Source organism: Agrobacterium sp. LAD9, from assembly GCF_003031125.1.
Lineage (GTDB): Bacteria > Pseudomonadota > Alphaproteobacteria > Rhizobiales > Rhizobiaceae > Agrobacterium > Agrobacterium radiobacter.
This window is the reverse complement of the sequence record NZ_PHGS01000004.1, coordinates 52634-66446: the sequence shown is the minus strand read 5'-3', so window position 1 is coordinate 66446 and position 13813 is coordinate 52634. Positions and strand designations below refer to the sequence as shown.

Genomic DNA, 13813 nt, shown 5'->3' with positions numbered 1-13813 from the left:
GCCCGTTTCTTCCTCATGCGGACGCCGGCCCGCGGCGGCCATGGGATGGCCGTCACATACAGGGCACGTCATCATCGTGCCGGCAACCGGCCGCGTCAAAGGTTATTTAGAGCCCGACGACTCTGACATCGCCGACGTGGATGCCGTTCCAGTTGCGCATCTGCCGGTTCGCCATGCTGCTCAGCGCCTGCTGCTCGGCGCTGCCTTCATCGAAATAGCGGGCGAGCAGTGCGGATACCACGGCTTCGGCCGCGCGTGTCGTACCGTCTTCGCATTTCACCGCTATGGCGATACCCTTTTCCGGCAGGGCGGCGACGAAAACGCCCTCCGCGCCGGTCTTTGCGAAGATTTTTCCCGGCGCGATCTGCATCAGTTTCGTGCAGGCCCGGCCTGTGCCCGCCACATAAAAGGGTTCCGCCATGCAGGCCTCGATGAGACGGCGCGACGCTGTCGCACGACCCGCTTCCAGCCCCCTGCCCGTCGCCATCTTCGCAAAACCATGCGCCAGCCCTTTGAGCGGTACGGCATAGGTGGGGATGGAGCAGCCATCCACGCCGCAATTGTCCTGGCCGAGAGCAGCACCCGTCAGGCTTTCCATCGTGGCGCGGATTTCCCGCTGCAGCGGGTGATCGTAACCGACATAGCCCTTGGGATCGGTGCCGGTGTGGCAGCAGGCGCAGATGAAACCGGAATGTTTGCCGGAGCAATTATTATGCAGCGCTGTCGGCTTTTCCAGTGTGCGAGCCTGATGGATGATGGTTTTCTGGTCCGAAGACCAGTGTGCGCCACATTCCAGCGTATCCACATCCCTGCCCGCCTTCGCAAGCATCGAAGCGGCGAGTTCCACATGCGCGTCCTCGCCGGAATGGGACGAACAGGCGAATGCGAGTTCGCGGTTACCGAAACCATAGGCATCCGCAGCACCACTTTCCACCAGCGGCAGCGCCTGCATGGCCTTGCAGGCGGAACGCGGGAAGATGCCGCGCTCGATATCACCAGACGAAAACAGCACGCCGCCATCACCATCCACCACCACGACAAGACCCTGATGGCGGCTTTCGACGAGATTGCCCCTGGTGACTTCGACGGTAACGGAATTGTTCATTCTCTCAGCCTCAAAAAATTCTGATTTTATGTCGTTGATACCGCAATTGATTTTTCGATGCACGGGGCTGTCAGTGAAATTTGCAAAACGTCTGCTGCTGGCGATTGCCATTATCTATCTGCTGCCGGCACTGGCATCGGCGGGGCTATGGGCCATGAAGGACCATCCGCGCGGCTGGAACGCCGCAAGATGGTCGTCCTCCGGCATGCTGCCGGTGGCGTCGAGCGATGGAGAAGCCGCAGTCTACGTCTTTTCCGCCATGACCGGTGGCTTCAAGGGCTCCGTCGCCAGCCACGCCTGGGTCGTGCTGAAAAAGCCGCGTGCTACGAGCTATGACCGTTACGACAAAGTGGGCTGGGGCACGCCGATCCGCCATAATGGTTATGCGGCGGACGCCTACTGGTATTCCAACATGCCGCGCCAAGTAGTGGCCATTCACGGCGCGGAAGCGGAAAAGCTGATCCCGAAAATCGAAAAGGCGATTGCCGATTACCCCTATGGTCGGCCGGGCGGCTATCGCATCTATCCCGGCCCCAACTCCAACACCTTCGTCGCCCATGTGCTGCGCAGCGTGCCGGAACTGGGCGTCGTGCTGCCACCGGATGCGGTGGGGCGTGACTACCTGCCGGACGGCGCGTTTTACCACATAGCCGACGACTGGAAGGATGCGAGCGTTTCGCTGGGCGGGTTGTTCGGTATTTCGGCAGGTGCCCGCAGCGGTTTTGAGGTCAATTTTCTCGGCCTGGTCGCCGGCATCGATTTTGGCCGGCCCGGTGTGAAGATACCGGGGCTTGGTTATTTCGGCGTAGCGGGCGTGGGTGCGTGAGATAGCAAGTTTCAAGGAGTTTCCACCAATGGTAATTTGACTCCATATAGTAATTGACGCATTCTCTGCATCGCAATTGCGACGCAAGGAGGCAATCCATGAAAACGGCGACGATCCCTCCGCTGCGGGTGACGGCGGATTTTCGCGAGGCGGCGGAAAGCGTGCTGAAGGATGGCGAGACACTCTCTTCCTTCGTTGAAGATTCCGTACGACGGCAGGTGGAAATCCGTAAATCGCAGGCAGAGTTTATTGCGCGCGGATTGGCGGGGCTCGAAGAATCCAAACGAACGGGGATTTTTTATTCCGCCGAAGAAGTGCATGCGGAATTGCGGGCGATGCTTGCGGCCAAGAAAGCTGAGCGCAAAAAGTGACATTCAAGCTCCGCTACACGATAGAAGCCCGAGCAGACATAACACGATTATATAATTTTCTCTTGGAGAAGGATTTTTCGACGGCGGAGAAAGCCGTCGACAGGATCATTGCGACCATAGAGGGGCTGAGCGAGTTTCCATTCGTCGCCCGCAAAGCACAAGGTGAGAATGCGCTCCTGCGGGAACTTGTCATCCCATTCGGATCATCCGGCTACATAGCTCTTATTCAAATCGAGGATGCCGAGACGGTGTTCATCCTCGCAGTACGCCACCAGCGCGAGGACGACTACCATTGATCCTCACCGGTCGCTGACGGCCGCGCGCGGGTTCACCCATGGTTCCTGATTGGAACGCGGCAGCGGGGTCTTGCCGAGAATGTGGTCCGCCGCCTTTTCGCCGGTCATGATCGACGGGCCGTTCAGGTTGCCATAGGTCACATGCGGGAAGATCGAGCTGTCGGCAACCCTCAGGCCCTCCACTCCGATGACCCGGCATTCGGGATCGACGACGGCCATCGGGTCGTCCTTGTCGCCCATCCGGCAGGTGCCGCAGGGGTGATAGGCGCTTTCCAGATGCTCCCGCAAAAAGGCGTCAATTTCCTCATCCGTCCCGACATTTTCGCCCGGCTGGATTTCCGGCCCGCGAAAATCGTCAAAGGCTTTCTGGCTGAAGATTTCGCGCGTCAGGCGCACGCAATGGCGGAATTTTTCCCAGTCTTCCTGATGGCTCATATAGTTGAAGCGGATGACCGGGTCGTCATGCGGATCGGCAGAGCGCAGGGTGACGTCGCCGCGCGATTTCGACAGGTTGTAGCCGACATGCACCTGAAAACCATGGCTTTTTGCGGCGGCCTTGCCGTCATAGGAAATGGCCACGGGCAGGAAATGATACTGGATATCGGGCTGTTTCAGACCGGGCGCGGAGCGCAGGAAGGCGCAGGCCTCGAACTGGTTGGAGGCGCCAAGCCCGCCTTTTGACAGCAGCCATTGCGCGCCCGCAACGCCCTGCCAGAACCATGGAAGCCAGGAATAAAGCGAGACCGGCTTGGTGGAGACCTGCTGGAAATAAAACTCCATATGGTCCTGAAGATTTGCGCCGACGCCCGGACGATCCGCCTTCACCTCTATGCCCATGTCTTTCAGATGCGCAGCAGGGCCGATACCCGAAAGCATCAGCAGTTTCGGCGAGTTGAACGAGGAGGCAGAAAGGATGACCTCGCGATTGGCCGTGATGGTTTCCACCACGCCCTTGCGTTCGATCTCGACACCCACGGCGCGGCCGTTCTCGATGACGATCTTGCGGGCGAAACCATTGACCAGCGTGACGTTGCCGCGCTTCAGCGCCGGCTTCAGATAGGCATTGGCGGCGGACCAGCGGCGGCCATTGTGGATGGTCTGCTCCATCAGGCCGAAACCCTCCTGCTTGGAGCCGTTATAATCGTCCGTCAGTTCAAAGCCCGCCTGCGCGCCCGCCTGAATGAAGGCGTGGAACAGCGGATTGCTGACGGGGCCACGCTGCACATGCAGCGGCCCATCCGTGCCGCGCCAGCCTTCCTCGCCGCCATGGCTGTGCTCCATGCGCTTGAAGTAAGGCAGCACATCCGCATAGGCCCAGCCATGCGCGCCAAGCTCTTCCCAGCGGTTGAAATCCTCCGCGTGGCCGCGCACGTAAACGAGGCCGTTGATGGAGGACGAGCCGCCGATTACCTTGCCGCGCGGGGCGGTGATACGACGGTTGTCGAGATTGGGTTCGGGCTCGGAGAGATAACCCCAATTGTAGCGCTTCATGCTCATCGGCCACGCGAGTGCGGCGGGCATCTGGATAAAGGGGCCGAAATCGGAACCGCCTGCCTCGATGACGATGACAGAATAACGACCGTCTTCCGACAGGCGATAGGCGATGGCGGAGCCTGCGGAGCCCGAACCGACGATGACGTAATCTGCCTGCATGATTTGTGCTCTCTCTCAATGGCTCATGTGCGGGTGGGGTTACCCCCCTCTGTCCTGCCGGACATCTCCCCCTCAAGGGGGGAGATCGATCTGAGGCCAGGTTTCGCCCTTCTCAAATTTCGAGGGTGAAGTGATACGGCTCGTCCTGCCGGACATCTCCCCCCTTGAGGGGGAGATGTCCGGCAGGACGAGCCGTATCACTTCACCCTCGAAATTTGAGAAGGGCGAAACCTGGCCTCAGATCGATCTCCCCCCTTGAGGGGGAGATGTCCGGCAGGACAGAGGGGGGGGTAAGCCCCAATCCGCAACGCTGCCTTAATAAGGCGCGTCCACCTTCCCCGTGCTCACATAAACCGTCTTCAGCTCGCTATAATGCTCCAGCGCCGCCGCCGAATTCTCCCGCCCGAACCCGGACTGCTTGGAGCCGCCGAAGGGCATTTCCACCGGGCAGAGATTATAGGTATTGATCCACAGCGTGCCCGCCTCCAGCTGATCCACCACACGGTGGGCGCGGGCGAGATCGGCGGTGAAGACGCCGCCGGCCAGCCCGAATTCGGTTGCGTTGGCGCGGGCGATAACCTCGTCCTCATCGTCGAAATCCAGCACGCACATGACCGGCCCGAAGATTTCCTCGCGGGCGATGGTCATATCGTCGGTCACATCGGCGAACACGGTCGGTTGCACATAAGCGCCCTCGCCCGAGACATTGTTGGGAATGCCGCCGCCGGTGATGAGCGTCGCTCCTTCCGCCTTGCCCTTTTCAATATAGGAAAGAACCTTCTCCTGCTGGGCCTTGGAGACCAGCGGGCCGAGATGGGTGGCGTAATCGAGGGGATCGCCGAGGATCATCGCCTCAGTGCGGCTTTTCAGGTTGTCGAGGAAACGCTCCTTCGCCTTTTTCTGCACGAAAACGCGCGTGCCGTTCGAGCAGACCTGGCCGGAGGAATAGAAGTTGCCGAGCATCGCGCCGCCGACGGCGCTTTCGATATCGGCATCATCGAAGACAATCATCGGCGACTTGCCGCCGAGTTCCATGGTCACATGCTTCAGATGCCCGGCGGCGGCGGCGGCCACCTTGCGGCCGGTCGGCACGGAGCCGGTGAGCGAGACCTTGGCCACTTCGGGGTGGTTGACCAGAAGCGGGCCGGTGTCGCGGTCGCCCTGGATGACGTTGAACAGGCCCTTTGGCAAGCCGGCTTCGATGAGGATTTCGGCAATCTTCAACGCGCCGAGCGGCGTGTTTTCCGAGGGCTTGAAGACCATGGCATTGCCGGCGACCAGCGCGGGCGCGGCCTTCCAGCAGGCGATCTGCTGCGGATAGTTCCAGGCGCCGATGCCGACGCAGACGCCGAGCGGCACACGCTTGGTATAGGCGAAATCACCGCCGAGCGGGATGTAATCGCCATTCAGGGCAGACGGCGCGATGCCGCCGAAGAATTCGAAAGCATCGGCGCCGGAGGTTGGGTCGGCGACGATGGTTTCCTGAATGGGCTTGCCCGTATCCAGCGTTTCCAGCGTGGAAAGCGCATCGTTGCGTTCGCGCATGATATCGGCGGCGCGTTTGAGGATGCGGCCGCGCGCCGTGGGGCTCATCGCTGCCCATTCCTTCTGCGCGCGTTTGGCCGAGGCGATGGCGCGCTCGACGATGGCAGGTGTTGCCGCATGCAGCCTTGCTATCACTTCGCCGGTGGCCGGAAAGATGCTCTCGAACGGCGTACCGGTATTATCCTCGACATAGTCCCCGTCGATGAAATGCGAGGCTTTCGGCTGCGCCTTGAGCGGCGTCGCGATGGTCATGTCGAAGTCTCCTTGAGAACGCGGATGGACGGCTTCGGGCGCTGTCCATCGGGAAAAGATTTGAGCTGCATGTCGAAATAATCCTCGACCAGCGCCGGCGCGGAGGCGATGCCAAGCGGGGCGGAACGCAGGCTGTGCCTGATATAAAGCCCGTCGATCAGGGCCGCCGCCCCTTCCGCAATGCGCGCGGCATCGTCGGGCGGACAAAGCCGGTTGAGGCTGGCCATGAGATTGGAGCGCAGGCGGCGGGAATAAAGCACCAGCAGGCGGCGCGTTTCCTCCGAACGCTGCGCCTCGACATAAAAGGCGAGCCATGCCGCCACGGTTTCGGGCGTGAACTGGTCGCTCTGAAAGGAGACATGCACGATGGCGCTCAGCCTTTCGCGCGGGCCGGAAGCGCGTGTCAGCGCCGCAACGGCATCGCGCCTGAGGTCGCGCAGCAGGCTGCGGATGGTTTCCAGAAGAAGCTGCTGCTTGCTGCCGAAATAATGATGCGCGAGCGCTGCCGACACGCCCGCTTCCCGGGCGATATCAGACATTGTCACATTCAGCGAACCATGGTGGCCTATGGTGCGAAGCGCCGCATCCACAAGCGCCTTGCGGCGCAAAGGCTCCATTCCGATCTTGGGCATAGGGGTCTCCTTGACGGATGGCAAATTATTCTTGATTGACCAATCAATCAATAAAAAACGCGCCATTTTATGTCGCTGATTTGCGATGGATCATATTTTCCTTGGCCGGACAGTGATAGTTTCGCAGGCATCGGCCGGTGTGGCGAACCCCATGCTGCCGCCCGGTTCACGGGGGAAAAACTAAACCGTGATATACTGCGAATTGGGAATGGAACGCGTTTCGTGCTAATATCGCTGATGATACAAATTTCGCTGGAAGCGGCGCCAGACGAAAGACGATAAAAACGCCCGCCTAGACCACGACGGCACCCGATCCGCAAACCGGACATCGAAGGACCGCTCGCAGCGTTTAAAGAAGGGAGTGATATCATGCCAATGGTAACAGTATCGATTTCCCCGGAACAGGCAGCAAGAATGCGCGAGGCCGTGAATTGCGGCGCTTACGCATCCGGCAGCGAGGTCGTCAGGGCAGCGCTGAGACTATGGGCGGCCTCCGCCGAACATGGCGTCGGCACCGAGTCCGCAGAGTCTGTCGAGGCAGACCGGGAGCGTATGAACGTCGCGGATCTCTACGCCGCTCACACCGGGCACGTCCGCCGTGCATGAGGCCCGGCGCAACGACCCCACATGCTCATGGGCCCACATGCTTATGGGCCCACATGCTTATGGGGTTGTAACAAAACGTTCATCAAAGCTTCACAGTCGTGAAAGCTTTTGTTGACCTGTAATCTGCGATTGTTCGCCGCAAAAGAGACAGGCTCCCCTTACGTTAGCCACATGGGGACCGGCAACAGCGGAGAATAAAATGCAGGCCGTCACGCTGGAGAACGATGTCATCAGGCGTTTTGCCTCCGGGCACATGTTTCCCATGGCCAAGCTAGTGCTCGAAACGGCGTTCCAGCCGATTGTCGAGGCGACGACGGGCACGATCTTCGGTTATGAATCGCTGATGCGCGGCCATGATCGGCTCGGTTTTTCCAATCCGCTGGCGCTTCTCGACCAGGCTGCTGCAGATGGCGAGCTGAAGGCCTTCGAGCAGATGCTGGCAAGCCGGGCGCTCGCAAAATTCTCTACCCTGCCCGATTTTTCCTCCGCCACCCTCTTCCTCAATCTCGATGTACGGCTGATCCCGCATGGCGACGCCATTCTGGACAAGCTCGTCGGCCATCTGGCGCGGGCGGGCATTCCGGCCTCCTCCATCTGCTTTGAACTTTCCGAACGCTTCGATAATACCAGCGTGCCGGAGTTCACGGCGCTGATCGCCCGTATGCGCAAGGAAGGTTTCAAGCTGGCAATCGACGATTTCGGTGCCGGTCACGGCGAGATGAAGCTGCTCTGCGACTTCCCGCTGGATTACCTGAAGATCGACCGGCATTTCATCACCGGCGTCGACCAATTGCCGCGCAAGCAGCACCTTGTGCGCAACATCGTCAACATCGCCCATGTTCTCGGCGTCAGGGTCATTGCGGAAGGCATCGAGACCGAAGCGGAATTTCTGACCTGCCGCGAATTCGGCGTCGATCTGGTGCAGGGCTGGCTGATCGCCAGGCCAACGGTCTTCACCAGCGAATTGCCTGAAAGTTTTCCCCACATCAACCGCATCGGCGTGGCGCGACGCAGCAGCCAGACGCTGGATGAAATTCTCATCCGCCGGGAAATAGAGCGCCTTCCCACCGTCTTCGAGCATGACAGCGTCGACAGCGTCTTCGAACTGTTCCGCAGAAATCCGCAACAGGCCTTCTTCCCGGTTCTCAACGCCAATGGCGAACCGCGCGGCGTCATCAACGAATATCACCTCAAGGAATATATCTATCGGCCCTTTGGCCGCGACCTGCTCAAGAACAAGATCTATGAGCGCACCATTTCCCATTTCGTCGATCCCGCGCCGATCGTCGGCCTCGATGCGGATGCCGACCAGCTGATGAACATGTTCGCCAGCATGGGCGGCAGCGCCTGCATCATCCTCACCGAAAACATGCGTTACGCCGGCATCGTCTCCGCCGCCTCACTCATCAAGGTCATCAACGAAAAACAGCTGAAGATGGCGCAGGACCAGAACCCGCTGACGGCGCTGCCCGGCAACCGCGCGATTGGCGGCTTCATTGCCGACCGCTGCAGCGACGGCGACGAGGCGCGCTTCTTCTGCTATTGCGACTTCGATAATTTCAAACCCTTCAACGACAAATACGGCTTCAACGCCGGCGACCACGCCATCACCCTGTTTTCGGCTCTGATGCGCCGCTACTTTTTTGCCGGCGATTGTTTCCTCGGCCATATCGGCGGCGACGACTTCTTCATCGGCGTGCGTGACTGGTCGGTAGGAGAACTGACGGAAATCCTAGAGCGGCTGCTCAGCGATTTTCACGACGATGTCGCCGAACTCTATTCGGACGAAGACCGCGCCGCCGGCTGCATGAAAGGCCAGGACCGCCACGGCAACGAGCGGGACTTCGCGCTGCTGCGCTGCTCGATCGGTGTCCTCACCCTGCCGAAGGGGCTGATCATCGCCAATCCCGAGCGTATCGGCAGCGAGATCGCGGGTGTGAAGGCCGCTGCGAAGGAAAATGAAAGCGGCTTCGTCGTCCGGGTGTTCGGCGAGACAAATTGACATCAGCGGCAAAGAGCCACCTTCCCTCAACGGCGCATCTGACCTACATCTTCAGGCGACGCCGACAAGTGAGGAGTTGCCCCTGGCCATGCCCGACACTATGATCCTGCCCGAAAAAATGCGCTTCATCGACCTTCCCTCCCATGGCGGCCCGGAGGTGATGCGCCTTTCGCAAGCGCCTTTGCCGAGACCCGCAAAAGGCGAAATTCTGGTGAAGGTCGACGCGGCGGGCGTCAACCGCCCCGATGTCGCGCAGCGCCAGGGCACCTATCCGCCGCCGAAGGATGCAAGCCCGATCCTCGGCCTCGAAATCGCCGGCGAGGTGGTCGCGCTCGGTGAAGGCGTCGATGAATTCGCGCTGGGCGACAAGGTCTGCGCGCTCGCCAATGGCGGCGCTTATGCCGAATATTGCACCGTGCCCGCCGGGCAGGCCCTGCCCTTCCCCAAAGGTTACGACGCCGTCAAAGCGGCCGCATTGCCGGAAACCTTCTTCACTGTCTGGGCCAATCTCTTCCAGATGGCAGGCCTTACCGAAGGGGAAAGCGTGCTCATCCACGGCGGCACCAGCGGTATCGGCACGACTGCCATCCAGCTTGCGAAAGCCTTTGGCGCCGAAGTCTATGCCACGGCGGGCTCGGCGGAAAAATGCGAGGCCTGCGTGAAGCTCGGCGCCAAGCGCGCGATCAATTACCGCGAGGAGGATTTCGCCGAGATCGTTAAATCCGAAACCGGCGGCAAGGGCGTCGATGTCGTTCTCGACATGATCGGCGCAGCCTATTTCGAAAAGAACCTTGCGGCACTCGCCAAGGATGGCTGCCTGTCGATCATCGCCTTTCTGGGTGGTGCCATGGCCGAGAAGGTCAATCTAACCCCGATCATGGTCAAACGCCTCACCGTCACCGGCTCCACCATGCGTCCCCGCACGGCGGACGAAAAACGCGCCATCCGCGACGACCTCATCGGAGAGGTCTGGCCGCTCATCGAGCGCGGTCAGGTCGCGCCTGTTATCAACCGGGTCTTCACGCTGGACGAGGTTGTGGAAGCGCACCGGCTGATGGAGAGCAGCAATCATATCGGCAAGATCGTGATGCGGGTGTCGTAACGCCCGGGCGCCCGTTATAAGTAACCCCTCTTGCATTACTGACGAATCGTACTACCTTCTAGTTATGTTCAACGTATCGGAAGGAGGTGATCCAATGTCTAATGAGATTTCGGTCTCTGGTGCAGGCAATGGAAAGGGTGTGTTTTCGACGGGGCAGCCCTCGGCGTAAGACATCTTGCCTTCGGAACGTTGAGAAACAGTCCCGGGTCTGTAAACAGGACCAAGCTCATGGAAGGGTCGCTTCGGCGGCCCTTTTCCGTTTCTGGATTGAGACGGGTCAGCATGGAAATCCGGGCGTGAACTAACGCGGCAAAAGCGGCATTTGATGGCGTTCGCGGTAGCCTCACTCTCCCCGTCATTCCGGCCTTGAGCCGGAATCCAGTCGACGCGCGTCTGCGCGGCGGGGAAGAGCCATTTCAGCCCAAGGACTTGGGCTGGCTGGATACCGGCTCAAGGCCGGTATGACGGAGGAACTGCAGGTCGCAACAAACCGTCAACTGCCTCCGCGATACCTCCCCTACTTCTTCCCGAACACCTTCCACCGCGTCGGACGGAAGCGCAGTTCCGCGCCCACGGCCACGGCGGCGTTGAGCGGCACCTCGATTTCGAGGTGATAGGGCTCGTGGCCGTTATTGGCGATGTCGATTTCGGCGATGCGGGTGCCGGCGAGGCGGCGACAGGTGGTGACCTTGCCGTAAAGCGCGTCCTTCTCCTGCGTCAGCACCACATCTTCCGGACGGAAGAAAAGCTCACCCTCGCCCGTGCCGCTCTCATCGATGCCGATGCTCTCTCCCTGAAACAGTACATGGCCGTCGCGGATCGTAATCGGCAGGCTGGAGGATTCGCCGATGAAGGAGAAGACGAAGGGGGAATTGGGCGTGTCATAAACATCGTCCGCCGTGCCGACCTGTTCGATCTTGCCCTGGCTCATGACGACGACGCGGTCGGCCAGTTCCAGCGCCTCTTCCTGATCGTGGGTCACGAAAACGGTGGTGTGGCCGGTGCGGTCGTGGAATTCACGCAGCCAGCGGCGCAGCTCCTTGCGGACCTTGGCATCGAGCGCGCCGAAAGGTTCATCGAGAAGCAGGACCTTCGGCTCGATGGCGACAGCGCGGGCAAGCGCCACGCGCTGGCGCTGACCGCCGGAAAGCTGGGTGGGGTAACGTTTTTCGAGGCCGGAGAGATGCACCATGTCGAGAAGCTCGGACACGCGCCTGCGGATTTCCGCCTTCGGCGGGCGCTTGGCGGAAGGACGCACCTTCAGGCCGAAGGCGATGTTCTCCGCCACCGTCATATGGCGGAACAGCGCATAATGCTGAAAGACGAAACCGACATTGCGCTCCTGCACCGTGCGGTGCGAGGCGTCCTCGTCACCGAAGAAGATGTGGCCTTTGGTCGGCTGTTCCAGGCCGGCGATGAGACGCAGCAGCGTCGTCTTGCCGGAACCGGAGGGACCGAGCAGAGCGATCAGCTCGCCGGAACGAATATCGAGCGACACGTCGTTCAGTGCGGGAAAGCGATCGAACTGCTTGGTGATGCCGGAAACTTTCACTTCCATGAATATGCCTTTCAATGCTTGCCGGCTGCGTTGCCCGCGCCAAAGCGTATTTCGAGAATGGTTTTGAGAACGAGCGTCACGAGCGCCAGACCAGCCAGCAGCGTCGCCACCGCAAAGGCCGCACCCATATTGTACTCATTATAGAGTATCTCGACATGCAGCGGCATGGTGTTGGTCTCGCCGCGAATATGGCCTGATACCACCGAGACGGCGCCGAACTCGCCCATGGCGCGGGCGTTGCAGAGCAGCACCCCGTAGAGCAGGCCCCATTTCATGTTCGGCAGCGTGACATACCAGAAGGTCTGCCAGCCGGTTGCGCCGAGCGAAATCGCCGCCTCCTCGTCGCCATTGCCCTGCTCCTGCATCAGCGGGATCAATTCGCGCGCGACGAAAGGAAAGGTGACGAAGATGGTGGCCAGCACGATGCCCGGCACCGCAAAGAGGATTTCGATGCCGTAACTCTTCAGCCATGGCCCCAGCACGCTGTGCGAGGAAAACAGGATGACATAGACAAGGCCCGATATGACCGGCGAGATCGAAAACGGCAGGTCGATGAGCGTGATCAGGAACGCCTTGCCTTTGAATTCGAATTTCGCAATCGCCCAGGCGGCGGCAACCCCGAAGATCAGGTTGAGCGGCACCGAAATGGCGGCGACGAGCAGTGTCAGGCGGATGGCGGAGAGCGCATCCGGTTCGACGATCGCCTCCCAGAAGCTTTCCGCACCCTTGCGGAAGGCTTCGAAGAAAACCGATATCAGCGGCAGGACCAGAAATGCAGCGAGGAACACAAAGGCTATCGCGATCAATGCCAGCCGGGCGGGAAAACTCTCGCTGGCGGGGTCGCGGAACGGCCGGGGGGACGTGCGGGGAGCGGTCTCAGACATAACCGTACCTCTTGCGGCTCCAGGCCTGAATGAGATTGATGAGGAACAGCATGGCAAACGAGATGATCAGCATGATGGTGGCGATGCCGGTCGCGGCCGCATAATTGAACTCCTCCAGCCGGATGACGATGAGGAGCGGCGCGATTTCCGACACGTAAGGAATATTGCCGGCGATGAAGATGACCGAACCATATTCCCCGACACCGCGCGCGAAGGCGAGCGCAAAACCCGTAAGGATCGCCGGCGTGAGGCTCGGCAGCAGAACGCGGGTAATGGTCTGGAAACGGTTGGCGCCAAGCGTGGCCGCCACTTCCTCCACCTGACGGTCGATCTCTTCCATGACCGGCTGCACGGTGCGGACCACGAAAGGCAGGCCGATGAAGATCAGCGCAATGACGATGCCGGTCGGCGTAAAGGCGATCTTGATGCCGAAGGGTTCGAACAGCGAACCGACCCAGCCGCGATTGGCATAAAGCGTGGTGAGCGCGATACCGGCCACTGCCGTCGGCAGGGCAAAGGGCAGATCGACGATGGCATCGACAAATCGGCGGCCGGGAAAACGGTAACGGGTCAGGACCCAGGCGACGATGACGCCGAAAACCGCGTTGACCAGTGCCGCCAGAAACGCCGTACCGAAGCTGACGCGCAGTGCATTCAGCGTGCGGCTATCGGTGGCAATCGCAATGAAATCTGAAAAACCCAGTTTCGCCGTGGACCAGATAAGGCCGCCCAGCGGAATAAGAATGATGAGAAACAGATAGGTCACTGTGTAACCAAGCGTCAGGCCGAAGCCCGGTATGACGCTCGACTGCCGCCATTTCCACCTGTTTCCGGATGTATTATTGCTCATCAAGGCTCCGGATAATCTTTGTTTTGGCGCACTTCCGGAGAGAAAACCGGGGTCCACTTTTCCTGGAAATGCTCTCTGGGAGCCGGTGTTCCCCGGCGTTTATTATAAAGGATCGACCGGCACGGTGTCCG

13 protein-coding genes are annotated in these 13813 nt (G+C 60.3%); 6 read left to right on the top strand and 7 right to left on the bottom strand.

The window, feature by feature from the left end; all coding sequences use genetic code 11:
• Nucleotides 1–106: 106 nt before the first annotated feature.
• The gene (locus tag DA915_RS04175) at nucleotides 107–1105 is read right to left on the bottom strand and encodes an asparaginase (protein WP_107675226.1); all 999 of its coding nucleotides are present in this window, start codon (nucleotides 1103–1105) and stop codon (nucleotides 107–109) included.
• 73 nt (nucleotides 1106–1178) lie between these two features.
• Between DA915_RS04175 and DA915_RS04170 the strand changes: the two genes are divergently transcribed.
• From DA915_RS04170 to DA915_RS04160, 3 genes are all read left to right on the top strand, one after another.
• On the top strand, nucleotides 1179–1931 hold the full coding sequence (locus DA915_RS04170) for a DUF3750 domain-containing protein (RefSeq protein ID WP_192886401.1): 753 nt from the start codon (nucleotides 1179–1181) through the stop codon (nucleotides 1929–1931).
• Nucleotides 1932–2029: 98 nt separating this feature from the next.
• The gene (locus tag DA915_RS04165) at nucleotides 2030–2302 is read left to right on the top strand and encodes a YlcI/YnfO family protein (protein WP_107675224.1); all 273 of its coding nucleotides are present in this window, start codon (nucleotides 2030–2032) and stop codon (nucleotides 2300–2302) included.
• Nucleotides 2299–2598, top strand: a complete 300-nt coding sequence (locus DA915_RS04160; protein ID WP_107675223.1) for a type II toxin-antitoxin system RelE/ParE family toxin — start codon at nucleotides 2299–2301, stop codon at nucleotides 2596–2598. Before DA915_RS04165 ends, DA915_RS04160 begins: the two co-directional genes overlap by 4 nt.
• Nucleotides 2599–2601: 3 nt before the next feature.
• Here DA915_RS04160 and betA read toward each other — a convergent pair whose 3' ends face one another.
• The 3 genes from betA to betI all read right to left on the bottom strand — a co-directional run bounded on the left by betA (nucleotide 2602) and on the right by betI (nucleotide 6680).
• Nucleotides 2602–4251, bottom strand: coding sequence for a choline dehydrogenase (betA, locus tag DA915_RS04155; protein ID WP_107675222.1), 1650 nt, complete (start codon nucleotides 4249–4251; stop codon nucleotides 2602–2604).
• 315 nt (nucleotides 4252–4566) lie between these two features.
• Nucleotides 4567–6048: a betaine-aldehyde dehydrogenase gene (betB, locus tag DA915_RS04150; RefSeq protein ID WP_107675221.1), complete on the bottom strand. Its 1482-nt coding sequence runs from the start codon at nucleotides 6046–6048 to the stop codon at nucleotides 4567–4569.
• On the bottom strand, nucleotides 6045–6680 hold the full coding sequence (betI, locus tag DA915_RS04145; RefSeq protein ID WP_107675220.1) for a transcriptional regulator BetI: 636 nt from the start codon (nucleotides 6678–6680) through the stop codon (nucleotides 6045–6047). The genes betB and betI overlap by 4 nt, the downstream gene beginning before the upstream one ends.
• Nucleotides 6681–7049: 369 nt before the next feature.
• On the opposite strand from betI, the gene DA915_RS04140 reads away from it, so the two are divergent.
• From DA915_RS04140 to DA915_RS04130, 3 genes are all read left to right on the top strand, one after another.
• Entirely contained in the window at nucleotides 7050–7286 is a 237-nt protein-coding gene (locus tag DA915_RS04140) for a type II toxin-antitoxin system ParD family antitoxin (RefSeq protein WP_003508994.1), read from the top strand.
• A 199-nt stretch (nucleotides 7287–7485) separates the two neighbouring features.
• Nucleotides 7486–9288, top strand: coding sequence for a GGDEF domain-containing protein (locus tag DA915_RS04135; protein WP_107675219.1), 1803 nt, complete (start codon nucleotides 7486–7488; stop codon nucleotides 9286–9288).
• An 88-nt stretch (nucleotides 9289–9376) separates the two neighbouring features.
• Nucleotides 9377–10390, top strand: a complete 1014-nt coding sequence (locus DA915_RS04130) for an NAD(P)H-quinone oxidoreductase (protein ID WP_192886400.1) — start codon at nucleotides 9377–9379, stop codon at nucleotides 10388–10390.
• 517 nt (nucleotides 10391–10907) lie between these two features.
• Here DA915_RS04130 and DA915_RS04120 read toward each other — a convergent pair.
• Genes DA915_RS04120 through cysT form a run of 3 tightly spaced genes read right to left on the bottom strand, consistent with a single transcriptional unit; the run spans nucleotide 10908 to nucleotide 13682 of the window.
• Nucleotides 10908–11948, bottom strand: a complete 1041-nt coding sequence (locus DA915_RS04120; protein WP_003508997.1) for a sulfate/molybdate ABC transporter ATP-binding protein — start codon at nucleotides 11946–11948, stop codon at nucleotides 10908–10910.
• A gap of 11 nt (nucleotides 11949–11959) precedes the next feature.
• Entirely contained in the window at nucleotides 11960–12832 is an 873-nt protein-coding gene (cysW, locus tag DA915_RS04115; protein WP_020811680.1) for a sulfate ABC transporter permease subunit CysW, read from the bottom strand.
• Nucleotides 12825–13682 (bottom strand): sulfate ABC transporter permease subunit CysT, encoded by an 858-nt coding sequence (cysT, locus tag DA915_RS04110; RefSeq protein ID WP_003509001.1) that lies wholly within the window; start codon nucleotides 13680–13682, stop codon nucleotides 12825–12827. Before cysT ends, cysW begins: the two co-directional genes overlap by 8 nt.
• Nucleotides 13683–13813 lie beyond the last annotated feature (131 nt).